Here is a 26048-nt window from a genome sequence, read left to right as displayed (position 1 = left end):
GTTAGTATCAATGAATCATCTAAACCGGATTGGCGGTATCCGAGCCGGGAAAACCAAGAGACCGTGTCGACGCATAGGGCAGAACGATTCCGATGTCCAGCGGGGCCGACACCTCCATGAAGCGTAAGAGAGGCACACCATGAAAACTGATATCTCCCGGCCCGACAACAGCGTGACAGGCGGCCGTGCACACAAATTCAACGGAAAAATCTGGGGTATCTCCGCTGCGGCAGCGGTCGTTTTGAGCGCTGCGGGCGCAGTGGTTTTCAGTAGCCAGGCCCCAACTGCAGCGGTCGCGCCGATCATTCCGTCAGTGGGTGTCGCGACTCCCCTGCAACAGAACATCGCCCCGCGACTGGGTTTCTTGGGCCAATTCTCGGCTGTAAACAAAGTGGAATTGCGCGCACAGGTGGGCGGCACCCTCACTGAAATTCATTTCAAAGACGGTGACATTGTTCGCAAAGGTGATCTGCTCTTTGTAATCGATCCAATTCCGTACGAAATCAAATTTGCTCAAGCCACTGCTCAGTTGGCGAGCGCGAACGCTCGATTCGACTTGGCGACCCGTGAGCTTGATCGTGCTGAAACGCTAAGACGTAACGATGCTGGTAGCGTACAGAACGTAGACCAGCGCGGTGCAGAGAAGCGTGCCGCCCAGGCAGCGGTGGACGAAGCCAAAGCTTTGGTTCGCGATGCGAAATTTGACTTGGATCATTGCCGAATTACCGCACCTTTCACTGGGCGAATCGGTACTCACCAAGTATCGGTTGGCAACTTGGTAGGAGGCAGCCGCGCAGCGACCAGTCCTACCACCCTGCTGACGACTTTGGTCTCCATGGATCCGATGTATCTGGACTTTGACATGAGTGAGTCCGATTACATGGCGTTCATGCGCGGACGCGCTGATCAAAAGAGCCCTGTCGGTGGAAAAATCGACATCTCCTTAGCGGACGAGAAAGCCTATAAGCGCCAAGGCACGCTCGACTTTGTCGACAACGCACTCGACCGATCCAGCGGCACCATCCATGCACGGGCTACCGTGGATAACCCTGACATGTTTCTAACACCAGGCGGATTCGCACGTGTGCGCATGGACTATTCCACCGCGACCCCAGCACTGCTCGTGCCGGATGCTTCCGTATTACCTGACCAATCAGCCCACATCGTTCTGACGGTTGGACCGGACAACAAAGTGACACCGAAGATTGTGGAAGTGGGTGATGTACGTGGGGGACTGCGAGTTATTCGCTCGGGCCTCGCCCCGACGGATCGCGTCATCATCGATAGCATCCCGATTGCCGCTCCCGGTTCTACCGTTGATCCACAGATCAAAACCCTCAAGTTTGTTTCCGACCAAGGCTAAGCCGGATAAGGATAACTGATCATGAAACTTGCCCACTTTTTCATTGATCATCCGCGCTTTGCGGCGGTGATCAACATATTCGTGATGCTATTTGGTCTGGCGGCAATGTCACAGTTGCCGGTTGCGCAGTATCCGGACATTGTTCCTCCAACAGTACAGATCACAACGGTTTATCCAGGTGCTTCCGCCGAAACGGTATCCAAAACCGTAGCAACGCCGCTTGAACAAGCAATCAACGGCGTGGAAAACATGGAGTACATCAGTAGCCAGTCCACCGGTAACGGTCAGCTGACGATCACGGTGATCTTCAAGATTGGTTCAGATCCAAACCTGGCATTGATGCTCACGAGAAACCGCGTACAAGATGCGCTCTCGCGTTTGCCTCAAGAAGTTCAGTTGCAAGGTGTGCAGGTCAAGAAAACCATTCAGGCTCTATTGCTCGGCGTCCATATGTATTCGCCGGATGGTTCTCGCAGTGCTGAGTATCTGTCCAACTACACCATTCGTATTCGAGATGAGATCGCACGACTCCCAGGCGTCGCTGACTTTTGGATACTCGGTGATCGTCAGTACGCGATGCGAATTTGGATCGATCCTGACAAGGCTGCGTCCTACAACATCAATGCAAGTGAAGTCCTGGCTGCTCTCCGCGCGCAGAATGCTCAAGTGTCGGCTGGCATGCTCAACCAACCGCCTGTTTCCACCGATGCCGCTTATCAAATCAACGTAGAAGCATTGGGGAGACTGACTACACCTGAACAATTCAACAACATTATTGTGAAGTCTGACAGTAATGGGCGTGTCACTCGAATCAGTGACATCGGTCGAGTTGAGCTGGGCTCGATGGACTACGGCTCTGTTGCGTACGCAGATCGTCATATCGCAGCTCCTTTTTGGGTCATCGCGACGCCGGGTGCGAACGTTGTAGAAGTGGAACACGCTGTCTGGAACAAAATGGAAGAGCTCAAAAAGAGCTTCCCGGTCGGTGTGGATTACATGAACATCTACGACCCGACTACTTTTGTGAGCCAGTCTGTCAACAAGGTAATCACCACCATTTTTGAGGCAATCGCACTGGTGGTTATTGTGGTCTTTCTCTTCCTGCAAAGCTGGAGGGCAACGATCATTCCCGTATTGGCCATTCCAATCTCGTTGATAGGTACTTTCACGATCCTGGCACTTTTCGGGGCGTCGATTAATAATCTGTCATTGTTTGGACTTGTGCTCGCGGTTGGTATTGTGGTCGATGATGCGATCGTTGTGATTGAAAACGTCGAGCGAAACATGGCCATGGGTATGTCTCCCCGTGAAGCTGCGCATCGCACCATGGACGAAGTTTCGGGCGCATTGATTGCCATTGCACTGACGCTGTGTGCTGTGTTTGTGCCAGCGGCCTTCATTTCCGGGATCATGGGGCTGTTCTTCAAACAATTTGCCATCACGATTGCCGCATCCACAGTGATTTCAGCATTCGTATCTCTGACCCTGAGCCCAGCCCTCTGCGCAGTATTCCTGAAGCCTCATACGCCGGGTGAAGAGCATGGGCCACGCGGTGTAAGTCGCGTCTTGAAGGCTGTCTTTGGTCGTTTTAATGCGGGCTTCGAATGGTTGTCCTCTCATTACGGGAAAATGACCAGTCGCATTATCAGAGGCGGTGCAATTGTTGCGATTGTGTATGTGGGGCTGATGGGGCTTACCGGGATTCAGATGTCGCGGATGAGCACTGCCTTTATCCCCGACCAGGACATCGGTTACCTGGCAATTATTGTGATGTTGCCGCCAGGCTCCAGTTTGGCTCGAACTGATGAGATGGTTCGTCAGGTCAACGACATTGCGTTGAATACACCCGGTGTGGACCACACATCCGCAACCAGTGGTTTTGACGTGGCAACCTCGACCATCGCACCGAACGTCGGGACAGTGTTCACAGCTTTACCCTCGCAGTACGGTAGAAGCTCACCCGGTTCTGATGCGCCAACCATGGTTAAAAAGTTGCGCGAACGCTTGGCAGGTATCAAAGACGCCTATGTAATGGTGATCCAACCTCCAGCGGTTCAAGGTTTGGGCGCAGCAGGTGGCTTCAAGTTAATGCTTAAGGACAATAATGGTCTCGGCGCTCAAGCGTTGGCGAAGGCAACAAACGATCTGGTCGCTGCAGCAAACAAGGATCCAGCCTTCGCAGGCAACTTCACCCTCTACAACGCAGGCTCACCTTCGGTTTACGCGGACATTGATCGCCTTAAGGCTGAAAAAGTGGGACTGACACCCACTGACGTTTTCTCGACACTCCAGCTGTACCTTGGATCGCAATATGTAAATGACTTCAACTACCTGGGGCGTACCTATCAGGTGGTTGTCCAAGGCGATGAAGATTATCGGAAAACCAAAGGTGATATCGCGCAGTTGAAAGTACGAAATGCTTCCGGAGACATGGTTCCGATCGGCACTGTTGCCTCCTTTGAAGACAGAACCGCGCCTTATCGTGTCCCTCGCTACAACCTGTTCCCAGCATCTGAAATCTTGGGTGCAGCAGCACCGGGTGTTGCCTCGGGTACTGCGATGAAACGCATGGAAGAATTGGCCGCGCAAGTATTGCCGACAGGTATCAGCCTGGAGTGGACAGATCTTGCATACCAGCAGAAGAAAGCCGGTACGCCGACCCTTCTGATCTTCGGTGCCTCTGCGTTGTTTGTGTTCCTTGTACTCGCCGCTCAATACGAAAGCTGGAGGCTGCCACTGGCCATCGTTCTGATCGTACCAATGTGCCTGCTTGCAGCCGCTCTCGGTCTCGATCTGCGCAATTTGCCAATCGACATCCTGGCTCAAATTGGCTTCGTAGTGTTGGTAGGGTTGGCGGCCAAAAACGCGATCTTGATTGTGGAGTTTGCCAAGCAGCGCCAGGACGACCATGGAGCAACGGCTGAAGAAGCGGCCGTGGCTGCGGCCCGCACTCGTCTTCGCCCGATCTTGATGACATCGATTGCATTCATCGCAGGTGTGGCACCGTTGGTGTTCTCGACCGGTGCTGGATCGGAAATGCGTCAATCGCTCGGAACAACCGTGTTCTTCGGGATGATAGGTGTGACCATTTTCGGTCTTCTATTCACCCCTGCCTTCTACACACTCATCCGCAAAATCAGCAGCAGGAGGTCAGCATGAAACAGGTTAATGCAAAGGTTCTCAAAACTGCTCTCAGCAGCCTGGCGATCAGCATCATGTTGGCCGGATGTGCCGTAGGCCCTGATTATGTGGCACCTAAGACAGAACTGGCGCCACTGCACAATGTGGCGAAGGCTGAAAGCGACAAAAAACGTCCAGTGCCTTCGATCGATCGTTGGTGGACAGGCTTCAGTGATCCAGTACTAGTCACCATCGTTCAGAGAGCGCTCGATCAGAACCTGGATCTGGCAGCCGCCATGGCTCGGGTTAGCCAGGCTCGGGCCGCAGCATCGGGTGCAGGGGCCGAGCTCTTGCCAACGGTTGACTTGGGCGCGTCCGCAACAGCGCAACGTCAGAGCCTGCGAGGTCCGATTGGCACTATCGCTGGGGATAGCCCAGGTTTCAAAAGAAACGTCCATGACACCACGATTGGACCAGCAGCAAGTTGGGAGATCGATCTCTTCGGAGGACTGCGCCGCGGTGCGGATGCTGCTGAAAATGAAGCGGAGGCCATCGAAGCAGAGCAAGTCGGCACTCGTGTGATTGTGGCAGCCGATGCCGCCGATGCGTACTTCCAGGTGCGCGGCTACCAGGCACGGCTCGCCATTGCGCAGCAGCAGATTGAAACCGACGAACACCTGCTGAAATTGGTGCAAAACCGCTATGAAGCAGGTGCTTCACAAGGTTTGGAGGTGGCACAGGCTGATGCGTTGTTGAAATCAGCGCGTGCAACAGTGCCCCCACTACGCATCGCCCTTGAACGTCAGTTGAATCGACTCGATGTGCTCATGGGCGCGCAACCTGGAACCTACGCCAAGAAATTGGAGCAGGTCTCCGAGATTCCGAATGTGCCAGCAGTTCCTGGCGATGTGCAACCGAGTGATGTGCTTCGCCGTCGTCCGGACATCATTGCGGCGGAGCGTCGATTGGCTGCGTCGAATGAACGTATAGGCGCTGCCATATCCGATTATTACCCCAAGGTTTCTCTATCGGGTGCGCTGGGATTCGACACCATGAGTGGCAGTCTTTTCAGCTCTAAGTCATTCACTTCTGCAGGTGGAGTCGGATTGCGCTGGAGGTTGTTTGATTTTGGCAAAGTCGACGCAGAGGTGGCCCAGGCGCGAGGTGCGAATGCCGAAGCATTGGCATTGTATCGCCAGTCCGTACTGCGAGCAGCTGAAGACGTCGAAAACTCCTTCATGCAACTCAGCCAAACAGTGATCCACGTTGTGCAGTTGCAGGAGCAGGTCGAGGCCCTTGAGAAATCTCGCAACTTGTCTGAACAGGCTTACCGCGCTGGCTCGATCACGCTCACCGATGTGTTGGACGCAGATCGGCAGTTGCTCACAGCGCGCGACGAACTCGATGCCAATCGTGCGGATGCCGCTCGATCAGCGGTGGGCGTGTTCCGCTCACTGGGTGGCGGCTGGGATACGAGGGCTCCCCTGACTGTGCAGAACAACCAGGCGGTTAATTCTCAACAGGACAAGCTGTAAAGCGACGTGTTCTTTTAACCAAACTATTGGGCGGTCTGCTTGCAGGCTGCCGGGAGACAAACATGAACAGCACCGTGGCAGAATTTCGCGAACTGCACACTCATAGCACCCCTCTTCTTCTGCCTAACGCGTGGGACGCAGGCAGTGCTCGGGTCTTCGAAAGTTTGGGCGCGCTCGCTATCGCCACTACCAGCGCCGGCGTGGCGTGGGCTCTCGGCTATCGCGACGGCCGATATCTGCCTTTCGAGGAGGTTGTCGGCGTCGCGTCACGTATGGCTCGAATCCTGACGGTTCCTCTTTCGTTCGACATCGAGCACGGTTATTCCGACGATCCAAAAACGGTGGCCGATAACGTGATGCGTCTTGTCGACTTGGGTGTTGAGGGTATCAACATCGAGGACGGGCCTGACGATGCCTTATTGCTGGCGGCCAAAATAGACGCGATCCGTACGGCTCTTTCTAAGGCCAATGCTGACCTGTTTGTGAATGTGCGTACTGACGTCATTCTCGCCGGCCTCGCCCAGCCCTCAAAGCAGATCGAAGAGTCGATTGTTCGCGGCAAGCTATATGCAAAAGCCGGCGCCGATGGCTTGTTCCTGCCAGGGATTCATAAACCTGATGAAATTCAGGCCGTCGTGAATGAAGTCGTCTTACCGCTCAACGTCATGGCGCTTCCAGGGCTCGGTAATGCCGATGAACTTGGAAAGCTTGGAGTTCGTCGGCTGAGCGCCGGATCAAGCATTTCCCAGGTGCTGTGGGGCACAGCGGAACGGGTTGCTCAATCCTTCTTGCAAAACGGTGATTCCGATTCGCTATACGAAGAATCGATGTCGTATTCACAGCTTCAGGGGCTCTTCTTCAGACGTTGAGCCAGAGAACAGAAATAGATCGGCTCAGGAGGCAATGCTTCCTGATCTGATCATTTTCGTCCCGGACGTTGTGGTGTGTAAGAAAAGCTTGGAGATAGGTGTATGTGTATTTTTGATATGACGATGTCGATGCCAACCAAACCGAATCCGGTTTTGTCGCCTGAAGAAATCGCATTTCTGCATCCACGTCTTTTTCATATCACCCGTCCACAGGCATTGCCCAGTATTTGTAAACATGGATTGCTTTCAACCCACCAATTGCTCGCATTATTTGATGTGCCCTCGGAGGATCGTCGCGCGCTGGAGACGATGCGTAGACCGACGAGCATAGAGATAGCACATCCTGAGCACGGAAAGGCAACACTAACGGACAACGCACCACTCAGCGAAACAGCACTAAGTCAGTGTCTGGATGATGGACTGCGCCCGAGCGATTGGATGCAGATGCTTAATCAGAGGGTGTTCTTTTGGGTTGATGAGAAAAACATGACAAACCATCTTCGCGCCAGCACACATCGCGGAGAAAAACGGATCGTGATGGTGTTTGACACGCTGAGCGTGGTCCAAGCGTATTACAAGCAAATCGAGCTTGCCCCCATCAATACCGGTTCGACCATACGTAAACCTGCTCGTCGTGGGTTGTCAACTTTCGCAGCTGCACACCAGCACAGTTACCGAGACTGGCAGAAGTTGCGCGGAGGCAGAGACCGGATAAAGGAACTGACAGTGGTCGGCGGGATTCAGGACATCGGCTCCCACCTGATCGCTTGTAGCTATCATCCCTTGAACATCGACCTTTAATTCATACTGTCAACAAGCTGAAGTTTTTAACTTAATTGAATATTTTAGCTTAACTTTGCACCGATATTTTCAGTTGTTTCTATTGTATTATTTGATGATAGGCATAAAAAATATGAGATTAGATGTAGCACCAAATAAATCTTTAATTTTGTGAGGCTTTGGGTTGTAAAGTATTTCGACGTAATTGACCACAATACTATTAGCATCCTGGCGCGTAGCGTAGAATTACGCCTGATCTTTTTTCGCTTTAGCATGGAAAAAGCTCTCTGCTACGGCGCTATCGTGGCAGTTACCTCGACGACTCATGCTGGCTACCAGGTTGTTAGCTTTCAAGAAGGTTCGCCAGTCTGAGCTGCTGTACTGACTGCCTTGATCCGAGTGGATCATCACCTCTTGCTTTGGCTTACGTCTCCGAACCGCCATCAGTAGTGCATCAATGGCTACGTCGCTGGTTATCTGCGACTTCATTGACCAGCTAATGATCTGGCGTGAAAACAGGTCGAGCACCGCGGCCAGATACAGCTAGCCTTCATATGTTCGAATGTAGGTAATGTCTGTGACCCAGACTTTGTTGGGTTCTCTGACTTCGAATTGGCGTTTCAGTAAGTTCGGTGAGGCAACGGCTGGTTTGTCGCCATATTTTCCCGACCTCCGTCGATACCCAGTCTGAGAACGTAACCTTCAAGGCGCATAAACCTAGCCACCCGGTGACGGCCACAGCTCTCTCCAACCTCTCGCAGGTCATCATTGATCTTGCGATAGCCAAAGACACCACCGCTTTCCAGCCAGGAGTGTTTGATCAATCCAAGCAGTCGCTGATCGTCCTTGGCCCGCGCAGATTTTGGCTCTGATAGCCACGCGTAGTAGCCGCTGGGATGAACATTGAGCGTCAGGCAAAGCCGTCGAATCGCGTAATGATCCGCTTGCTTAATAAAGGCGTACTTCAGCCGCACTCCTTGGCAAAAGTACGCTGCGGCCTTTTTTAAGATGTCTCGCTCCTCCGTCACCCGTTTCAGCTCGGCACGTAGACGACGAACTTCAGCGATCTGATCTTCTTCCTCAACGCACTGTTCCTGAAGCTTGGTGTAGCGTTTAATCTAGGCATAAAAGCTGTGAATGAATACGCTCAACCGCGCTTCAATCTCAGGTACGGGAAACTGCTTTCCGGTCATTTGGTTTCCCGCCTGGATTTCTAATTCTTCGGGACAACCCTATTTGCTCATGGCGCCTCCTAATTGGTTTCAGTTTAAGGCCTGGAGGTGTTTACGAAACTAAGGGCGATTCATAGAGCTCTGCTTTCGTGGCGATGAGCTCCCACTGAAAGGTATGCAGCGATAGCCAAAAGCTGCACTACAGCAGCCGAAAAAAATATTATCTGATCCGAAAACATCTCACGAAAAAGGCCAAATACAGCTGGGGCGGTGGCGTAAGTACCTTGTGATATTGCGACAATCAGAGCAACTGCACGGGACGCTTCAGCAGCTGAGAATTCAAGGTTGGCAATCACTGGCGGGACGGAAATGGCATTACCAACCCCCAAACCAAACAGCACCACGCCTAAAATCAAGAGTGTAGGATTATTGCCATGGGCCAGTATTAACACCCCGCATCCTAGGGCTTGAGCCACAAGGCTATAGCATGCGATGGCACGCCAATTTGAGGCACTGGTGGCTCGCGAGCCGACGACTAAACGTCCCACAATAGCAGCGACGCCCAACGCACCAGCAGCGAGGCCCGCGCCTTGTCTACCGAGCGCTGAAGCCAGCACCGAAACGAGATGAGCAACAAGCCCCGTTTGCGCGAACAACGCTAAAGTCATTCCGATACAGAGGCTCAAAAAAGCTCGGTCTTGGAACAGATCCAGCCGCTCAACCGATGTGACAGACTCTAAATGAAGAACAGTGTTCAGAGATGGGCTTTGGGACGAGGTACCGTCGAACGCCTGCTCGATGCTGTCGGGGTAGCGTCCAAGAACAAGTAAAGCCAGGATCCCAAGTGTAACGACCGTCACAGCCCCAACCACCATAGCGGCATAAGGAAAGCCTATCCAATCGATCAATATGATCCAACAAGGCGAAAAAATTACTCCGCCTACACTACCACCGTTGAATGCCACACTGAGTGCCAGAGGGCGCTTCGTAATGAACCATGGAGAAACGATCGCGTTGACGGCTACTGCCCCCAGTGCCGACCAACCCATACCGGAGAAAAGCGCCGCCAGATAGAGCTGCCATGGGTTGTTGGCAAATGCCCAACCGAGAATACCCAACGCCATTACGATTCCACCGACAAAGGTCACAATCGGCAGTCCGTAGCGAAGATAAAGAGGCGGCAGATTTGGAATTACAACAAGGCCTACCAGGAAGTGGAGTGTGACAGCCCCTGATATGAGTGCGATCGACCAATTATGCGATTGACGAATGACTTCCAAATAGACAGGCGGACCATAGAATCCAAGTCCCCAGCCGAATACGGCCACAATGAACGCCGCTACAACAACGCGCCAACCGTAAGAGCCTTCTCGATCGACGCTCTGCAGAGCCTGAAACGAAGTAGACGTCACGCTAACCGATTCAACTTTGCGTTCAGGCGCCGGATCCGTTATGAGGCTTTCGCGATTGATCACATTAGTATCTCCATCCAGTGTAGACCTATCGAGCGAAGGTCGTTGTAAACAACCCTCGCGCGGATGGTCAGTACATTGTGTTTTGATTTTTTGATGTATCAGGGATTGGTGCAATGACGTCCCAATGCTCAATAAGCTTGCCATCCTTTACTCGGAAGATATCGACACCAACATCGCCATTAGGACTAATCAAACCAGTCCAATGGGCATGGACGGCGACTATGTCATCTTCAGCAATTACGCGACGGATATCGCCCTTGGCATTGGGAAAGACCTTCAGAAAAACATTGATGTATTCACGTAGACCTTCGACGCCATCGGCAGCACCGGGCGTGTGCTGAACATACGTATTACCGACGTATCGAGCAATCGCCCCGTCGACATCGCCATCAAAGTGAGCTTCCTTATAGAAGGCTACGACGATCTCCTTGTTTTTTTCCTGAATGGTTTTGGTATTAGTCATGATTTGGTCCTTGATTTGAAATGAACGTAAGTAATGCCAATGAGATGTATGCCACCCAGCAAACATCCGAAAGCGATGTTTGTGGGTGACAATTGACGAAGCTAGACGAAAACGTTGTTCTAACCGTGACGAAGATGCAGCATTGTTTATGCTGAGTGTTCGAGCAGCTCGATAAACTTGCTGGCCAGCTCGTGATCCGACATAGGATTTTGTGCGGTTACCAGCTCGCGATCGACGATCACAAACGACGTAAAATCCTTATCGGTTGTGATGACGTCACCGCCGGCTGCTTGTAGAGCATCGGGCATGTTGAAGAGAAGCTTGGCGTGGAAAACGTTATCCTCGGCGTATTCCTCTTCGCTGCGCGAAAAGGCAGTCATGCGATAGCCGGCATACTGCCAATCCTGAGCTAATTCGCGGGCTTTAGCCCGATCTCCATTAATCAGAGCAGCACGGAACTCAGATGCATTGTCCAGCGCTGCAATGATCGCCATTGGCCCATGACAGATAGCGGCGGTAGGTTTGTTGTTAATATGGAAGTGGTGAAGTACCTCACGCACATCCGAATCTTGCATCAAGTCCACCACAGGCGCATGGCCACCCGGAAAGAAGACGCCAGCGAATCGATCGAGGCCATCATCAATTACTGTGCGCACCGTCTGAACTTCGTTCATTGCAGGGTCCTTGTTAAAGAAATCCCTTGCTCGAGTACGAGCTTTATCATCGTTGGCAAAATAGATCAGTGCATCAGAATCTTGGTCCATATGCGGCTTTTCGCCGGTCGGAGTAGCGAGAACGAAATCGTAACCCGCTTCGCCAAGTGCCAATAAAGGTATGGCCGTCTCGTTTAAGAACTGCCCAATTGTAATTGTGCCGCCGCCCTGTGCTTCCAGCTGAGTCGCGTTTGAACCGACGACTAGAATAGTGCCTTTGCTCATGACTATCTCCTACAGGTGTGAGAGGAAGCATTTCGCGCTTCCGTTCGTGATATTTCGAATTGATAAGCCAATGTTCAACGTAGTTGCATGTCGCATCATCATCCGACTTCGTCATTTACTGAAGTCGGATTTGGACAGGCCGAATATGTGTCAGGTCTTTGTAACTTCTGTCATGCGGCGAACAGTGTCTTCTGTGGTCCACACTGCGTTAGCCATGAATCGCCAGTTGATCATCGCGGCGTCGTAACCGGAACCCTCCTCGTTTGCCGCGGCAGCGACCGCGTCGCGCACCATCACAACCTCAAAACCGTTTTGGATGAGGTTGCGCATATGGTCTTCGAGGCAAAGATTTGCGACCGGCCCTGCCATGATGACTTTCTCAATCCCTCGGCGACGCAATAGCAGTACGAGATCGTTGGTCGGAGCATATGAGACATGGCGAGATGTAATGGTTGTATTGCTGTCTTCCATATACTTTTTGAAACGGTCAGGCACATCGGCTCCCGAGCCCTGCACTCCCTCGAAATTGAGCGCGCTCTGTCGTGCAACCACACCACCATTGAGGGCCAGGTCCTCCATCGGGCTGAGATGGGTATGGCCGTGATGACCATGGTGGTCATGCGGGAAGAAGTAGTGCGGCGACATGAAAACCGGAAAGCTATTGTCCTTGGCTGTTTGAAGAAGAGCTTCCAGATTGGCGTTCACATTGTTCCGCTTCAACAACTCCTCAATCATGACGAAGTATTTGCCGCCGTCAGTAAGAAAGTCGTTCTGAATGTCCACCAAGACCAAAGCGGTCCGTTCTTTATCAAGCTTCACTTCCTGAATCTGATGCGTAAAGGTAACCATTTGGTAAGTCCTATGAAGGATGAAGCGTCGGAGAGTTTCAGGTCGTTATCGCCTTCGATCGATTCCGGATCGCTGTTTTTTGGGCACAATCGAATGAGCCAACAGCACCGCCTCGATCGTTCTGACCTGCATCGGTGAAACCCGCAGTAACCCGGCACGTGACTACATCAGGTTGGTAGCTACTCGTCGTTTTAGCTGATGAGTTTTCACTAAAATTAAGTTAATGCTCATCATCCAAAGTGTCAAGCGGGTTTTTTTATTCTGTTGAAGGTCGTAAGTCGCGCGCCAACAAGGCGTCATTTCCGCGCTGCAGGAACCCTGACGCGACGCGCCAGGGTAGAAATGGTTTAAGCAATCCATGCCGGTTCGAAACGTCGCCTTGCATGTGGTTCCGCGACGAATAATGCGCTGTGGTTCCATCTGGGCTTTGCTAACTGGCGGGGAAGATTCGGCGGGTGCTTAGCGAGTCGCTAACTGTCGCCGATGCAAGTGACAGCGAAATACGACGGTTAGGAACAGGCGCTCAGCGCCATCACTCGCAAGTTCTTGATGGATTCGATCGCTCTTGGAGCCTCGCCAGTTAGCACATGGCTCAATCAAGTCTTGCAGGCGCCTGCAAAATTTTGGGCATTTTCATTGTGAATTGAAGCGACAAAATCATCAGTACTGACGGGTATTACGCCCAAAGACAAAGCAATCATTCACATGATGCAAAAGCGCGCCGAATGCGAATTGCTCTACGCCGTGGGCGACTACTTTCACTACGAGACGCCAGGCGCAGGACCGACAATGGAGGCGTACAGACTACCTCAATGGCAAGGACGTACCGAATGGGGGGGGCGTTGGAACGCAATAGCGCCGTCGACGAGATGCACTATTTTGATAGTGTGCTCTCAACGCCGTATGTGGCCGGTGAGCAATTTTCTATGGCCGAGATCACCTTGTGGGCTGGCTTGTACTTTGTCGCCTTCGCTGAAATCACGATTCCCGAAGAATGCACATCCCCCAAAACTTGGCACGCAAAGGTGTCTGAGCGTCCGTAGTAAAGCACCCCGTTTGAAGGTATCAAGGAGGAAAACCTAAAAATGGTTACCCAGGCACGATGCTGCGAATGCAATACGCTGCATCGCACATTGTACTGCTCGGGACGCTAGGCAGCGCTTAAACGGCTCGACATTTTTCTCTGCATCGAAAGATCTGACTTGACGGCGATCAGATCTGGAACTATTCCAATTGACCTGTCTATCTATCGATAGATTTTCTAGAGGAGAAAAAGATGATGCGTTTTCAGCGCAAAGTAGCAATCGTCACCGGTGGCAATTCGGGCATTGGAAAGGAGGTCGCTGCGCGCTTCATTGCCGAAGGTGGGTCAGTTGTAATCAATGGTCGCGATGCAGCTAAAGCCGAATTGGTCGCCAAGGATATTGATCCTAGCGGCGAGCGTGTGGCTGTGCATGTTGGAGACGTTACTTTGCCTGCGACGGGTGATGCGATGGTGAAAACAGCACTCGCACGATTTGGACGTCTCGATGTTCTATTCAACAACGCAGGCGTCTTTGGTCCCAAATCCTTCCTTGATATTACCGAAGCCGAATTTGACCGTTTTCTCGACATCAATCTCAAGGGAAAATTTTTTGTCGCACAGGCGGCTGCCAAAGCGATGAAAGCCCTCGGGCGAGGAGGCGTTATCGTGCAAACGGGCTCAATGTGGGCATCACAAGCAATCGGTGCAACGCCCTCCTCGGCTTACTCGGCAGCGAAAGCGGGTGTGCATGCCCTCGTTAAAAACCTGGCCATCGAATTAGCTCCCTTTAACATTCGCGTAAATGCGATTGCCCCCGCCGTCATTGAAACTCCAGTGTATGGAACGTTTCTGACACCTGAACAAGTGGAAGTCGTTCTGCCGACCTTCAACGCATTGCATCCACTCGGTCGCAATGGCCAACCTGCCGATGCAGCAGAGGCGCTCCTGTTCCTTGCATCGGATCAGGCCCAATGGATAACGGGAGTGATTTTACCCGTCGATGGTGGAGTGATGGCTGGCAGGCAGTGATGACCTCATTCAAAAAGCGATGAGGCCGATATCTCACGACAGCGGATAAACCTTGGCAGGATGCCCCTTTTGTCCAGGAGAGTTCAAATGCAAACACGTATTTCGAACGCGCTCTTTATGCCAATACAAATCGGAAAAATCACGCTCAAACATCGTATCGTAATGGCCCCCCTGACACGGCTGCGAGCGCATCGACCCAGCGGTGTTCCCAGCGATCTCATGTTGGAGTACTACAGCCAGCGAGGAACCGATGGTGGTCTCATCGTCAGTGAATCAACAGCCGTCTCGCCATCTGGACATGGGTATCACGGCGCCCCAGGTATCTACAGCAAAGAACAGGTCATGGGCTGGCAAAAGATTGTGAATGCCGTTCACAAAAAGGGCGGACGCATGATCATGCAACTCTGGCATGCAGGTCGCTGTTCACATACCTCTGTTACCCATTCAACGCCTATCTCTGCCTCTGTCGACCCTACGTATTGGGCAGACGAGATCAACATGGTATCGACGCCCGGTGGCTTTCAACTGCCTTCGCCGCACCGCGCATTGGAAACACACGAAATTCCCAGACTTGTTGAGCAATATCGCAACGCAGCCGCGAATGCCAGAGTAGCAGGGTTCGATGGGGTTGAATTAATGGCTGCGAACGGACACTTGATGGACCAGTTCCTCCAGGACAATAGCAACAGAAGAACCGATACCTATGGCGGTTCGATCAAGAACCGCGCACGACTTCTCACCGAGGTGGTGGAAGCCATGATTTCAATCTGGGGCGCCGGCCGAGTGGGAGTACGCATTGCGCCCAGCGGCGCATTCAACGGTATGGCTGATAGCGATCCCCGAGCGCCGTTCAGCTATATTGCAGCGCGCATGAATGATCTCGATATTGCTTACCTGCATGTCATAGAGCCGAGAATCAAAGGAGCAGAATTGATCGCTGACGGCCACGACCCAGTGGCGGCTCAAGAACTCGGGAACTACTTTCACGGGCCAATCATTGCCGCCGGCGGGTTTGAACCGAAAACAGCAGAAATAAGCGTTGAAAACGGAGATGCCAGCCTCGTTGCGTTCGGTCGACATTTCATTGCAAACCCGGATCTTCCCAGACGCATCGAACAGAATCTCCCTCTCAACCCTTATGATCGCAGTACCTTCTATGCGTTCGACGAACGTGGTTACACAGACTATCCGTTCTCTGATCAGGCCTAAGACTGTGCGGATACCTAACAAAATTAGGATGGCTTCGCCTACTCATTGGGCTTAGCCATTTGTTCGGTACAGAGTGAAACGTAATATCGGTGGGGGCTTTGTCGGAATCTCAGGCAGCTAGCCTGAGATCGTCTATTTATTGCCGAGCTCTAATCTGGCTGTAGCTCGATCGTAGACGTTGACGTCATCAAGCGCGTTTGAAAGCACCTGAGCTCCCATCAGCGTCGACAATAACTCGCTGGCGTCATCCGGCTGTACGCCGTGCAGGGCAAGCTTGTTCAAGCACATGTTGAAAAAGCCTTGAATCTCTGTCGCGACCTTCGGAGGGAGATCCCGAGCCATCGCGCCCAATACTGCACAAGGGCACATCCGCTCAGCGCAGTACAAGGTTTGGCGAAAAATGCGTGTCCAGACTTGTACGGTATTAGAGTCGGGCAAATATTCTGCATCAATTTCTTCGGCGGCCTGGTCGGTATAACGTCGAATGACCGCCGCAACAAGGTGTTCCTTGGTTGGAAAATGATAATGCACACTCGAGCTCTTTATACCGACATCCGCGGCGATCTCGCGAAAGCTAAATCCATTGAATCCGCCGAGGCGCATTCTTCGTTCTGCAGCGTCCATAATGGCTATCGCGTTGTCGCTCATAAATTGTTCCTTAGCTGATTTCTTACAAGCACGAACTGCTCCCATGTGTACGTGGGTGCCTGAGTGAAATTGGCATTGTTAGCTGATTGAGCGCGTCTTCATAAGCAGAAAACCCGCCCAAATAGCCACAATCGCCATTGAGCGGGTGTACCTGGGTGGGCGTAGCCCGGCCTTTGTTAAAGACCAGTCATGTAGCGGATCCAGAACAGGCTTGGGGGTTGTGAATTCGTTCTGTTGATGCGGGAAACTCTTGTAATTTGTCCATGGGCCTAATCGGGCGCATGACCAGCTGGCCTTCGCAATTAGGGCAGATCCCGCCAAGCTTGGTTTGTGCGCAATCCTGGCAATAGGTGCATTCAAAGCTGCAAATCATTGCCTCCGTTGATTGAGGCGGCAGATCCTTATTGCAGCATTCACAATTGGGTCGCAACGCGAGCATTCGGATTCTCCTTTTTATGTCTGACGTCATCGCTGATGACTAAGAATGGGCTGGATACGAATTGAGCAGGTATTCACCTGCGACTGGTTTCTTGCTGGCGGACGAGCATGTGCTGTTGTGCTTCAATCATTTCGCTTATCAGATTAGCTCTTCATAGGCACTCGCGCAGTAAATTTGATCTATCGGAAGATAGACTGCCATAGCTTTTTTGCGTTGAAAATGTCGTCGCAATTGGAGATTTTTTCAGCGGGACCAGTGTGCGCGTATACGCGGGCGGCAAGGTCGTTTCGGGCACTGTTTGACGAGAGCAGGCAACTCACAGCAACGGTAGGAAATGCGCTGCAAGGAACCCTGTCGCGCCCCCCACCTGATCTCGAACGACTCAAAGCTTGCGTGGCGAAAACGTTTAACGCGCGACAGGGTGGCGTGACGTTGAGAAGCGAAAGACCATCAGCGAATGCCGGAACGACGTCGAAAATTTCGAGCGATAAGTCCCAACCTTTCAGTTTTCCCTGTCGATGGGTTTGGTGGATTTTTCAGATAATGTCTATCTATCGATAGATTTATATTGTTTTGTCCCCTACTCTTTCATCCGATATTTCAGGTTGGAGATCGGTGGTTAGTCATGAAGAAATCGATTCGCCGCCATTTTTTTCGCATGGAATCGTGGAATTGACTGACCGCTCGACCGACTTCGTAGTCATTTCTCTCGTCTCTGCCGTGATGGCAGCTATCTTCATCACCGATGCTTTGACATCTCTGGATATTGCCGTCGCGGTTCTCTATGTCCTGGTCATCATGATCGCCATGAGAAGTTTTTCTGCTCAAGGCATCGGCCTTTTGACTCTTGCCTGCACCTGCCTCACCTTGGCTGCTTTTTTTAACTCGCATGACAACCTACTTTGCGCAGCGTTCGCACGTTGCCTGGTCAGCTTGGTGGCCATTGCCATTGCAGGATGGCTGGCTGTGACAACCAAACAATTCAGCGACAGATTGCAAGCACAACTGAAATTGCTCGCGCAGACACATGACGCAATCATCGTATGCACGATCGACGGCTCGATCAGTGGCTGGAATCTCGGTGCGCACACACTCTATGGCTGGAGCGAAGGCGAAGCTAAAAATCGCAAGTGTTGGGACTTACTCAACACCCGCTCATCTACTCCCTTGCCCGTTATAAAAGATGAACTACTAACCAACGGCTACTGGGAAGGCGAGCTGATGGAAACAACCCGTACGGGTAAGGAGGTCATCATTCTAAGCCGCTGGTCATTGTACAAAGACAGCAGCGGTCGTCCCCAGGCAATTCTAGCCAGTAACAACGACATAACTGACGAACGCCGCGCCGAAGAAGCGCTGCATCGCTCACAGACGGAATTAGCGCACGTGAGCCGTTTGACTATGCTCGGCGAATTGGGAACCTCGATTGCTCACGAGGTCAATCAGCCATTGGCTGCCATCACCACAAATGCAGAAGCTGCATTACGGTGGCTAAGACGAACCGAGCCAGATCTGAATGAAGCTCAAGCTGCGATGGAACGGGTGTCCAGTAACGCCAGAAGAGCCTGCGAAGTGATCCTTCGTATTCGGGCGTGGACACGTAAAAGCATACCTAAATACGAGCTATTGGATATCGAGGCCGTGCTGACTGACTCCCTGACGCTGCTTGACCGTGAGATCTATCATCATCGAGTCAATATCATCAGATATGCGGAGGGACGCTCTCTGCATGTTTCAGGCGATCCAGTCCAACTCCAGCAAGTCGTCATCAATTTGATCATGAATGGGATGCAAGCTATCGAGTTCGCTGATGGCCGGACACGAGATATCCATGTGCGTACTCGACATAGGGATCAAACAATAGTCGTGGAAATAGAAGACAGTGGATCGGGAATAGGCGAAGAAAATAAAGCCATCCTGTTCGATGCATTTTTCACCACAAAAGAGAACGGCATGGGTATTGGCTTGTGTATCTGTCGTTCGATAATTGAAGCGCATGGCGGGGCGATATGGGGTGAATGTAAGGAAAAACAGGGTGCGACGTTTTCTTTTACTTTGCCAGCACTGACGCAGATACCTGAGACATGAGTGATTCCTGCGTGTTTATTGTGGATGACGATCAAGCGCTCTGTGACGCTTTGAGCAGCCTTTTGCGCTCCGTCGATCTGCGAGTGAAAAGCTTTCCTTCGCCTCAGGAGTTCTTGCTGCATCCTCGTCCCGACGTTCCAAGCTGCTTGATTTTGGATGTGCGCCTGAAGGGTGTTAGTGGCCTTGATTTTCAGGCCCGCCTGAGCGAGCTAAAGGATTGCATCCCGGTGATCGTGGTAACGGCCCATGGTGACATTGCTATGAGTGTGAGAGCTATGCGAGCCGGTGCTATCAATTTTCTAACCAAGCCTTTCCGTGATCAGGACATATTGGATTCGGTGATGGAGGCACTCGAGCAAGATCGCCAGCGTCGGATGCGTGATCAGAACGTCATCAAGCTACATGCGCGGCACAGCGGTCTGACATCACGAGAGCAGCAGGTAATGGCTTTGGCGACCGCTGGCCTTATGAACAAGCACATTGCTGGAGAGCTCGCCCTTAGTGAATTCACGGTAAAAATTCATCGACGATCTGTCATGAAAAAAATGCAAGCGAAGTCCTTCGCTGAGCTGGTTCGAATGGCGCAATTATTGTCTATGCATCAGGGTGAATGAGGCCTATGCAGTTTTGACCAGAGAGCTTGCACCGCCTGGATCGCTGAGAGAAATCACCGTGAGTTGGGTCGTAACGACAGTGACTAATGACATTGCTCTACCCGCCTAAAGAGCCTTTAGATTTCGTGTTGTGACTATATTTTCATTGTGATAGTTTCGATCATCTAAATGGTAGGTTTGGTGAGCACGACGATCTGATGCTGCGATAAAGCAAGGAGTTATGCCTTTTGTCGATCGGTAAGATTCGATAATCGCCGTTTAGGTAATGAAGCCCCTCCCCTTGCCTTAAGAGGAAATTCCCATGTCTCGATTTAAACAAGATGTATTTCTCGTTGCAGGTTTGCGGACTCCATTTGGGCGAGGCGGCGGCGCTCTCGTTGGCTATGATGCGCTATCGCTGTCGGTACCCGTTGTAAATGCAATGGCGAAGCAGATTGAGAATGGCCGACCAGACCTCCTGATCTGGGGCACTGTGATCCCCAACCTCAGCTGGAGCAACTTAGCTCGGGAGATCTGGCTGGACGCAAAACTTGATCCTACGGTTCCTGCGTATTCAATCGTTCTTGCCTGCTCCACTAGCATGACTGCGGCGTTCGCCGCGGCTGGTATGATTGGCCCAGGCGTCGACGTCGCCCTGGTGGGAGGGGCTGAAACAATGAGTCGCGGACCTATAGGACTGACGCCGGCAGCTACTGATCATTTGCGTACTTTGCTCGCTAAAAATCCCGCAGAAGCGGCGGCGGCTTTAAGCAAATTAACGCCTCAGGATTTTGCTCTGCCTGTGAAAGGCTTTGCCAATCGGATAACCGGATTGACCATGGGCGAGCACATGGAGATAACTGCCAAGGAGTGGGGTATTTCTCGCCAAGCCCAAGATGAATGGGCGTACAACACGCATAAGCGTGCGGCGGCAGGTTGGGAAAATGGCTTTTTTTCTGACTTGGTCATTCCGTTGCCGGAGCTTGCGAAAGACGCAAATCCGCGCGCTGATACTTCGCTGGAAAAACTGGCGTCCTTGGAGCCTGTCTTCGATAAAAAAAGCGGCCAAGGCACGCTCACGGCGGGTAATTCAACTCCGATCACCGATGGTGCTGCGGGGCTCTGGGTCACTTCTGAACAAGGCTTGAAAAGACTGAATGCCGGTCCTGCGGTCAAGCTCATAGATTACGAGGTTGCAGCAGTTGATTGGAAGGTGGATGGCCTTCTTATGGCTCCCCCTTTCGCCATCACCCGTTTGCTCGCTCGACATGGCCTAACGTATGAAGACATTGCATTGTGGGAAATTCATGAGGCTTTTACAGCGCAAGTTCTGGCCAACATTGCCGCACTGGAAAAACCAAGCTGGATTGCTGAACGTACCGGTATCACCCAAGACTTTGGCAGATTTCCACGTGAACGAGTCAACCCAAATGGGGGATCCGTAGCTATCGGTCATCCCTTTGGCGCAACAGGCGCACGCGACTTGAGTCAAGCAGTGAAAGAGCTTGCCGGTATGCCTAAGGGCGCCCGAGCAATCGTGAGTGTTTGCGCTGACGGTGGCCATGGCACAGTGGCATTGCTCGAAAACGTCTGAGCCTAAGTAATGATCCCAAAAGGCGCGCCTGTATTTACATGCGCGCTTTTTTCGCTGTTTTACATACCTAACGAAAACGTATGTATGCGTTCGCTGAACTCCCCCCCCGAACTCCGGCATTAAGAGCCAAGGTAATTGAGACGGCAAAGGACTATGCTCGCTCAAGCAACCTGAGGTTCGTAATGCTGACAACAATTACGAAGGTGGCTTGGAACGTTCCTTTCTACTCACGAGTAGGATGCGAATCGATCGCTCGGCCTTGGTCCAGTGATGCGGACAAACCGGCGTACGACTCTAGCTGCTGGTTGCTGTATAGATGTGCTTCGCCCCGCGCTGAATGAAGCGGGTTAACTCTGACCGCTTCCTACTCTGCCTCACCACCAGCTTCACGATTTGCCAAGTCCTCTGGACGCCCCAAGACAATCGCAGAAAACAAGGTAGTGAAAAGAGCACCCTCCTCCTCCGCGATGAGGGGAAGTACCTCCTGAAGGTTTCGACGAGCCTCTTCCATCGTGGTTGCGATCGGGAATCGATGCAAGTTGGCCTGCAGCTTTTGCAAATAGCTGAACGTGTAGGCAGCATTTGCATCGGTCATCCAGCCCTGCTCGCGCATATCATGGATAAATTGGAAGCCCTCATCGAACTGCTGGTTCTTCACGAGCGCCACTGCGAGCTTGTTCATAATCAGCAGAAAGTTCGAGATCTTGGCTTCATCCTCGGTTTCCTCTGGCGTCTGGTCATTGAAGGGAAGCCCCTGACTGAACCTGATAAAATTTTCCTGATCTCTCCGCTCATTCCACTCCCTTGTAATCTCTTGCTGGGCAAAGACCTGCGCTTGCTCGAGTGTGTTAGCGTCGACTAACTGCTTCAGGATTCGAACACGGTAGACCGGAGGCAGAGTACTGAACAACATAGCAACCCAGGCTTTCGATCTGAGTCCGTGCTTTTTAAAGTACGTGAGGATTGTCCACTCACAGACCAGGCCTAGATCGCGCAGACCCGTTCGGATTCGCTCGTTTGATAGCTTCTTGTGATTTTCCTCATGGGCACCATCGTTGCCCAATTTCCGAATGCGGTGGAGAGACTCAATGACATCTTGTGGAAAGAAGTGTTTGAGAAGGTCGATGCGCTTGGCGAGATTTGCGTTGCCCACAGCTCCACCATCTTTAGGATCCACCAGGTGAACGAGGACAGTTCTGAAAAGGTTTTCCAAGCAATTGCGGATAATCCCGGCTTTTAGGTAAAGGCGCGAGACATCCCGTTCGTCTAGATAAAAGTCGAACGCACTCTTCGGCATCAACGGTGGGTGATCAGCTTCCTGCATGGACAGCTCCTTAAAGTGGCCGCTCGTAAGTGATTGATTAGCGCGAAGACAGATAATACTCAAGTGAGATCATGCCGGGGAGCTCCCTGAACGTAAGAGATCAGCCAGAAGGCGCTGCCCAGCTCTGACTGTGTACAACTTCGCTGAAAACGATCGCAGTCTCATGTGAACGTCCATAAAAAAGCCCGCCGGATAGCAGGGCTTCGCCTGGTCACGATAGACCGGCACTCATTTGCAGATGGCATCGACGTTGATCCCTTGAGTGACGGCGAAAACGGACACAGTTGCTTCAGGTGCAGGCATTTCTAAACGATCTGGGCTTTGAACTGTTTCGGATAAGAGATTCATTGACGCATGGAAATTCTGGCGATACGGGTGATCGCATCTGCTTAAAAATTACGCGGCCGCATCATCCTTAATGCTGGGTTCGGAAGGTGGTTTTTCCAGATGCTTACACGGGCTTCAAAATAACTCTCTATAGCTAGCTGGTGCTTCCTATGAATTGTTCGTCGGATGGCGAATCCTTGCATGGAAAAACTCCCCAGTCAGCGTCTTCGCTCGAACAAATACTCCAAAGGTGATAGGCCGTACCACTATGGTGCTAGTCGGTCACCGTAACGTAGTACTGACCAACAGGTCACGCTCACCTATCTTCACTCGAGGATCGATTCGAATGGCCTTTCGCCACTCCTTCGATATAACTGAGGCTGGTAGGGGGCAACAGCTCCCTTGATGGAGAATTAATGTGCTACTGAGAAAGCTCACTATAGGAAAGCGTGCCGCTGTTTGCTTCAGTGCAATCACATTAATTTTGTTGCTCACCGGGCTTTTTTGCCTCTCGCGTATGGCTGAACTGAACCGGATGACGAGGCACATAAACGATTATTGGTTATCTGGAATGGCGACCCTGCAAGCATTCAGCAGCCAAGTCGGCGTTCTACGGATCGAAAGCGTGCGTATCCGCTCCAATGATGCCCCCCAAATGCGATCAAAAAGTGAGGGATTGATTGCTGAGTCCAGGGCCAATTTAGTCCAGGAGCTTGAGCGTTATAAGGTGCGAAATGCAGGAGCCGAAGAGCGCGTGCTGGTGGATACCCTGGAGGCCGACCTGGCGACATACCTTCATCATCTTGATCGGCTTCTGCAACTGCTCAAAAGCAGTCAACCCAACCCAGACGAATCCATGATGTTAAGCAAGGAGTTGGCAGACTCCGGAGGATCGATGGGCAAACATTTAGAACAATTGCTTCTCTTGAACCAGGCGGGCGTTGCCAAGGCTACCGAAGAAACACAACAGCTTTACGAACGCGCGGTTGCGGTGGTCTTGCTGGTCTTGTGCGCGGCCTCGATGCTTACTGTGATGCTGGCATGGCGGCTTACAAAGAGCATCGTCAATCCTATCGCTCAAGCATTGCATGCCGCGGAATCCATCGCTGCAGGACGTTTGAATGAGCACATCAAACCACAGGGTCATGATGAGCCAGCCATGCTCCTTTTTGCGATGCAGGACATGCAGCAAAACCTTCGTTCAACCATCACTCTAATCAATACTTCCGCGGGCCAATTAGCCTCTGCCTCTGAGCAAATGAGCGCGGTCATGAGCGAAAGCAACCGCGGTCTGCGACAGCAGAATAGCGAAATCGAGCAGGCAGCTGCCGCCATCAATCAGATGAGCGCAGCGGTGGACGAAGTAGCCAGCAATGCGGTGTCCACGTCGGAGCTTTCTCAAGAATCAGACGAAGAGATGCGCAATGGTCATAGGCAAGTATCAGAAATCGTAGGTCTCATTCAAACATTGACCCAAGAGGTGTCCAGCGCCTCTGCGCAAGCCAATGAGTTGTCGGATCAGGCACGTGGCATCAGCAGGGTTATGGAAGTTATTCGAGGTATCGCGGAACAAACCAATCTGTTGGCACTCAACGCTGCGATTGAAGCTGCCAGGGCCGGTGAAGCCGGGCGAGGTTTTGCTGTAGTGGCGGACGAAGTTCGCTCTCTGGCGCTGCGTACACAAGGCTCGACTCGAGAGATTGAGTCGATCATCAGCAGCATTCAAGCCAGTACCACCGTTACCGTCGAGTCTCTTCAGCTCAGTGCCAACCAGGCAGATCAGACACTGGAGCGTGCATTGACGGTCAATGGTGCACTCGAACGTGTGACAGGCGCAGTATCTCTGATCAAAGACCGTAATCTTGTAATCGCCAGTGCATCCGAGCAGCAGGCCGCTGTCGCCCGGGAACTGGACCGAAGCCTGGTCAATATTCGTGATTTATCGGGCCACTCGGCCACAAGCGCTGATCAAATTTCCGGGGCTAGCGTGGAGTTATCTAGGCTGGCAGTCGGATTGAATGAGGTAGTCGCGCGCTTCTCGATCTGAGCCCGTTTTGGGCTACAGATTGTCGCTCCACTATGCCGGCAGGCACTCAAGACCTTCAGTGACACTACGGCGAGCGTCAGCACGGTACAGGTACAGCTAGTCCATGTTTCAGAGCTCCACTTGAGCTTGATATTTCTTTTTTTAAATAGGAATAACCATGCGTATTACTGTTGTCGGTGCCGGGGCAATCGGAGGTTTTTTTGCGTGCAAATTATTCGACGCTGGACATGATGTCAGCGTCGTCGCCCGAGGCGCGACGCTTGCAGCGATACAAGAGCATGGATTGCGTCTGCAGACAGGCCATGATCTTTTAATCGCTCCACTTCGTGCGACGTCGGAGCCTGAGGAGCTTGGAACTCAAGACTTGGTCATATTCGCCGTCAAGGCACCCTCGTTGCCTATCGCCGTCCAAAACGCAAAGGCACTGATCGGCCCGCATACGGTGATCATACCCGCGATAAATGGGTTGCCTTGGTGGTACTTCCTCAAATCCTCTGCGGCATTATCAGGAACGCGCTTGACGGCTGTTGACCCTGACGGAGTGATCGAAGCCAATCTGCCTGTGGATGCTGTCATCGGTTGCGTGGTTTTTCCGTCGTGCACGGTTTTGAGTCCCGGTGTGATCGAGCACATATCAGGCAGCAAGATTGCGTTTGGGGAGCTGGACGGGACGAAGAGTCGGCGACTTTCAGACATCACTCATCTGTTCGAGCAGGCAGGTTTTAATGCCTTTCTCTGCGAAAACGTACGTGAGGAAATCTGGTTAAAACTGCTCGGTAATGCGTGTTTCAATCCAGTCAGTCTTCTGGTAGACAGTTCCACCGATGAGATGATTGATGATCCACTGCTCAACGATTTGTTCATTGAAATGATGAACGAGATCTTAGAGCTTGGAATTCGGATAAACGTCGCTCCAGAGATTGATGCGCGGCAACGCATTGCCATTACTCGCAAGCTCGGAAAGGTCAAGACATCGATGCTCCAGGACGTCGACGGGCATAAACCCGTCGAAATCGAGGCTATCTTGGGTACTCTGGTCTTCGTCGCCGAACTGGCCGGTGCACCCATGCCACGGGTGCGTGCGGTGTACGCCTTGGCTCGTATGAGAGCGAAAAAGCTCGGTGTGTTACCTGGCTAGCTGCTCGAGTAAACCCGGAATATC

At 52.1% G+C, this 26048-nt stretch carries 19 protein-coding genes and 1 pseudogene; 12 read left to right on the top strand and 8 right to left on the bottom strand.

Going from position 1 to position 26048, the window contains the following annotated elements; all coding sequences use genetic code 11:
- Positions 1–139: 139 nt before the first annotated feature.
- The 5 genes from H043_RS0110985 to H043_RS30245 all read left to right on the top strand — a co-directional run bounded on the left by H043_RS0110985 (position 140) and on the right by H043_RS30245 (position 7688).
- Positions 140–1363: an efflux RND transporter periplasmic adaptor subunit gene (locus H043_RS0110985; protein ID WP_027611899.1), complete on the top strand. Its 1224-nt coding sequence runs from the start codon at positions 140–142 to the stop codon at positions 1361–1363.
- A gap of 21 nt (positions 1364–1384) precedes the next feature.
- Positions 1385–4522, top strand: coding sequence for an efflux RND transporter permease subunit (locus H043_RS0110980; RefSeq protein WP_027611898.1), 3138 nt, complete (start codon positions 1385–1387; stop codon positions 4520–4522).
- Positions 4519–6018 (top strand): efflux transporter outer membrane subunit, encoded by a 1500-nt coding sequence (locus H043_RS0110975; protein ID WP_027611897.1) that lies wholly within the window; start codon positions 4519–4521, stop codon positions 6016–6018. The genes H043_RS0110980 and H043_RS0110975 overlap by 4 nt, the downstream gene beginning before the upstream one ends.
- 62 nt (positions 6019–6080) lie before the next feature.
- Positions 6081–6887 (top strand): isocitrate lyase/phosphoenolpyruvate mutase family protein, encoded by an 807-nt coding sequence (locus H043_RS0110970; protein WP_027611896.1) that lies wholly within the window; start codon positions 6081–6083, stop codon positions 6885–6887.
- Positions 6888–6989: 102 nt separating this feature from the next.
- Entirely contained in the window at positions 6990–7688 is a 699-nt protein-coding gene (locus H043_RS30245) for a hypothetical protein (protein ID WP_155953484.1), read from the top strand.
- A 156-nt stretch (positions 7689–7844) separates the two neighbouring features.
- Here the strand turns inward: H043_RS30245 and H043_RS0110960 are convergent.
- The 5 genes and pseudogenes from H043_RS0110960 to H043_RS0110940 form a co-directional block, all read right to left on the bottom strand.
- A pseudogene (locus H043_RS0110960) lies at positions 7845–8860 on the bottom strand (IS3 family transposase); the annotation flags it as partial.
- A gap of 110 nt (positions 8861–8970) precedes the next feature.
- Entirely contained in the window at positions 8971–10314 is a 1344-nt protein-coding gene (locus H043_RS29095) for an MFS transporter (protein ID WP_049827859.1), read from the bottom strand.
- Positions 10315–10381: 67 nt separating this feature from the next.
- Entirely contained in the window at positions 10382–10777 is a 396-nt protein-coding gene (locus H043_RS0110950) for an ester cyclase (RefSeq protein WP_049827858.1), read from the bottom strand.
- Positions 10778–10923: 146 nt separating this feature from the next.
- On the bottom strand, positions 10924–11715 hold the full coding sequence (locus H043_RS0110945; protein ID WP_027611893.1) for a type 1 glutamine amidotransferase domain-containing protein: 792 nt from the start codon (positions 11713–11715) through the stop codon (positions 10924–10926).
- Positions 11716–11865: 150 nt separating this feature from the next.
- Positions 11866–12564 (bottom strand): isochorismatase family protein, encoded by a 699-nt coding sequence (locus H043_RS0110940; protein WP_027611892.1) that lies wholly within the window; start codon positions 12562–12564, stop codon positions 11866–11868.
- A gap of 1276 nt (positions 12565–13840) precedes the next feature.
- Between H043_RS0110940 and H043_RS0110930 the strand changes: the two genes are divergently transcribed.
- Both H043_RS0110930 and H043_RS0110925 read left to right on the top strand, forming a co-directional pair.
- Positions 13841–14617 (top strand): SDR family NAD(P)-dependent oxidoreductase, encoded by a 777-nt coding sequence (locus H043_RS0110930; protein WP_027611890.1) that lies wholly within the window; start codon positions 13841–13843, stop codon positions 14615–14617.
- Positions 14618–14704: 87 nt separating this feature from the next.
- The gene (locus H043_RS0110925) at positions 14705–15826 is read left to right on the top strand and encodes an alkene reductase (protein ID WP_049827857.1); all 1122 of its coding nucleotides are present in this window, start codon (positions 14705–14707) and stop codon (positions 15824–15826) included.
- 132 nt (positions 15827–15958) lie between these two features.
- Here H043_RS0110925 and H043_RS0110920 read toward each other — a convergent pair whose 3' ends face one another.
- Together H043_RS0110920 and H043_RS29725 are read right to left on the bottom strand one after the other, a co-directional pair.
- Complete coding sequence (locus H043_RS0110920) at positions 15959–16474, bottom strand: TetR/AcrR family transcriptional regulator (protein ID WP_027611888.1); 516 nt, start codon at positions 16472–16474, stop codon at positions 15959–15961.
- A 187-nt stretch (positions 16475–16661) separates the two neighbouring features.
- Positions 16662–16913, bottom strand: coding sequence for a DUF1272 domain-containing protein (locus tag H043_RS29725; RefSeq protein WP_081730211.1), 252 nt, complete (start codon positions 16911–16913; stop codon positions 16662–16664).
- A gap of 615 nt (positions 16914–17528) precedes the next feature.
- On the opposite strand from H043_RS29725, the gene H043_RS0110915 reads away from it, so the two are divergent.
- The 3 genes from H043_RS0110915 (at position 17529) to H043_RS0110905 (ending at position 21188) form a co-directional block, all read left to right on the top strand.
- Positions 17529–19001 carry an ATP-binding protein gene (locus tag H043_RS0110915; protein ID WP_256214180.1) on the top strand — a complete coding sequence of 491 codons (1473 nt, stop codon included), beginning with the start codon at positions 17529–17531 and terminating at the stop codon, positions 18999–19001.
- The gene (locus H043_RS0110910) at positions 18998–19615 is read left to right on the top strand and encodes a response regulator transcription factor (protein ID WP_027611886.1); all 618 of its coding nucleotides are present in this window, start codon (positions 18998–19000) and stop codon (positions 19613–19615) included. Before H043_RS0110915 ends, H043_RS0110910 begins: the two co-directional genes overlap by 4 nt.
- 301 nt (positions 19616–19916) lie before the next feature.
- Positions 19917–21188 (top strand): acetyl-CoA C-acyltransferase, encoded by a 1272-nt coding sequence (locus H043_RS0110905; protein ID WP_027611885.1) that lies wholly within the window; start codon positions 19917–19919, stop codon positions 21186–21188.
- 364 nt (positions 21189–21552) lie between these two features.
- Here the strand turns inward: H043_RS0110905 and H043_RS0110900 are convergent, their stop codons facing one another.
- Positions 21553–22512 (bottom strand): DUF4145 domain-containing protein, encoded by a 960-nt coding sequence (locus H043_RS0110900; protein ID WP_027611884.1) that lies wholly within the window; start codon positions 22510–22512, stop codon positions 21553–21555.
- A gap of 745 nt (positions 22513–23257) precedes the next feature.
- On the opposite strand from H043_RS0110900, the gene H043_RS0110895 reads away from it, so the two are divergent.
- Together H043_RS0110895 and H043_RS0110890 are read left to right on the top strand one after the other, a co-directional pair.
- Complete coding sequence (locus tag H043_RS0110895; protein ID WP_027611883.1) at positions 23258–24886, top strand: methyl-accepting chemotaxis protein; 1629 nt, start codon at positions 23258–23260, stop codon at positions 24884–24886.
- 157 nt (positions 24887–25043) lie between these two features.
- Positions 25044–26024 (top strand): ketopantoate reductase family protein, encoded by a 981-nt coding sequence (locus tag H043_RS0110890; RefSeq protein WP_027611882.1) that lies wholly within the window; start codon positions 25044–25046, stop codon positions 26022–26024.
- Positions 26025–26048 lie beyond the last annotated feature (24 nt).

Origin of the sequence: Pseudomonas sp. URIL14HWK12:I6, assembly GCF_000514195.1 — a bacterium.
Lineage (GTDB): Bacteria > Pseudomonadota > Gammaproteobacteria > Pseudomonadales > Pseudomonadaceae > Aquipseudomonas > Aquipseudomonas putida_A.
This window is presented reverse-complemented; position numbering and strand designations above follow the sequence as displayed.

What these genes read in the sequence shown, in the direction of transcription:
- H043_RS0110985 (WP_027611899.1), top strand. Translation starts at nt 140, where the DNA reads ATGAAAACTGATATCTCCCGGCCCGACAACAGCGTGACAGGCGGCCGT.
- H043_RS0110980 (WP_027611898.1), top strand. Translation starts at nt 1,385, where the DNA reads ATGAAACTTGCCCACTTTTTCATTGATCATCCGCGCTTTGCGGCGGTG.
- H043_RS0110900 (WP_027611884.1), bottom strand. Translation starts at nt 22,512, where the DNA reads ATGCAGGAAGCTGATCACCCACCGTTGATGCCGAAGAGTGCGTTCGAC.
- H043_RS0110905 (WP_027611885.1), top strand. Translation starts at nt 19,917, where the DNA reads ATGTCTCGATTTAAACAAGATGTATTTCTCGTTGCAGGTTTGCGGACT.
- H043_RS0110950 (WP_049827858.1), bottom strand. Translation starts at nt 10,777, where the DNA reads ATGACTAATACCAAAACCATTCAGGAAAAAAACAAGGAGATCGTCGTA.
- H043_RS0110890 (WP_027611882.1), top strand. Translation starts at nt 25,044, where the DNA reads ATGCGTATTACTGTTGTCGGTGCCGGGGCAATCGGAGGTTTTTTTGCG.
- H043_RS0110945 (WP_027611893.1), bottom strand. Translation starts at nt 11,715, where the DNA reads ATGAGCAAAGGCACTATTCTAGTCGTCGGTTCAAACGCGACTCAGCTG.
- H043_RS0110970 (WP_027611896.1), top strand. Translation starts at nt 6,081, where the DNA reads ATGAACAGCACCGTGGCAGAATTTCGCGAACTGCACACTCATAGCACC.
- H043_RS0110930 (WP_027611890.1), top strand. Translation starts at nt 13,841, where the DNA reads ATGATGCGTTTTCAGCGCAAAGTAGCAATCGTCACCGGTGGCAATTCG.
- H043_RS0110920 (WP_027611888.1), bottom strand. Translation starts at nt 16,474, where the DNA reads ATGAGCGACAACGCGATAGCCATTATGGACGCTGCAGAACGAAGAATG.
- H043_RS30245 (WP_155953484.1), top strand. Translation starts at nt 6,990, where the DNA reads ATGTGTATTTTTGATATGACGATGTCGATGCCAACCAAACCGAATCCG.
- H043_RS0110940 (WP_027611892.1), bottom strand. Translation starts at nt 12,564, where the DNA reads ATGGTTACCTTTACGCATCAGATTCAGGAAGTGAAGCTTGATAAAGAA.
- H043_RS29725 (WP_081730211.1), bottom strand. Translation starts at nt 16,913, where the DNA reads ATGCTCGCGTTGCGACCCAATTGTGAATGCTGCAATAAGGATCTGCCG.
- H043_RS0110975 (WP_027611897.1), top strand. Translation starts at nt 4,519, where the DNA reads ATGAAACAGGTTAATGCAAAGGTTCTCAAAACTGCTCTCAGCAGCCTG.
- H043_RS0110925 (WP_049827857.1), top strand. Translation starts at nt 14,705, where the DNA reads ATGCAAACACGTATTTCGAACGCGCTCTTTATGCCAATACAAATCGGA.
- H043_RS0110910 (WP_027611886.1), top strand. Translation starts at nt 18,998, where the DNA reads ATGAGTGATTCCTGCGTGTTTATTGTGGATGACGATCAAGCGCTCTGT.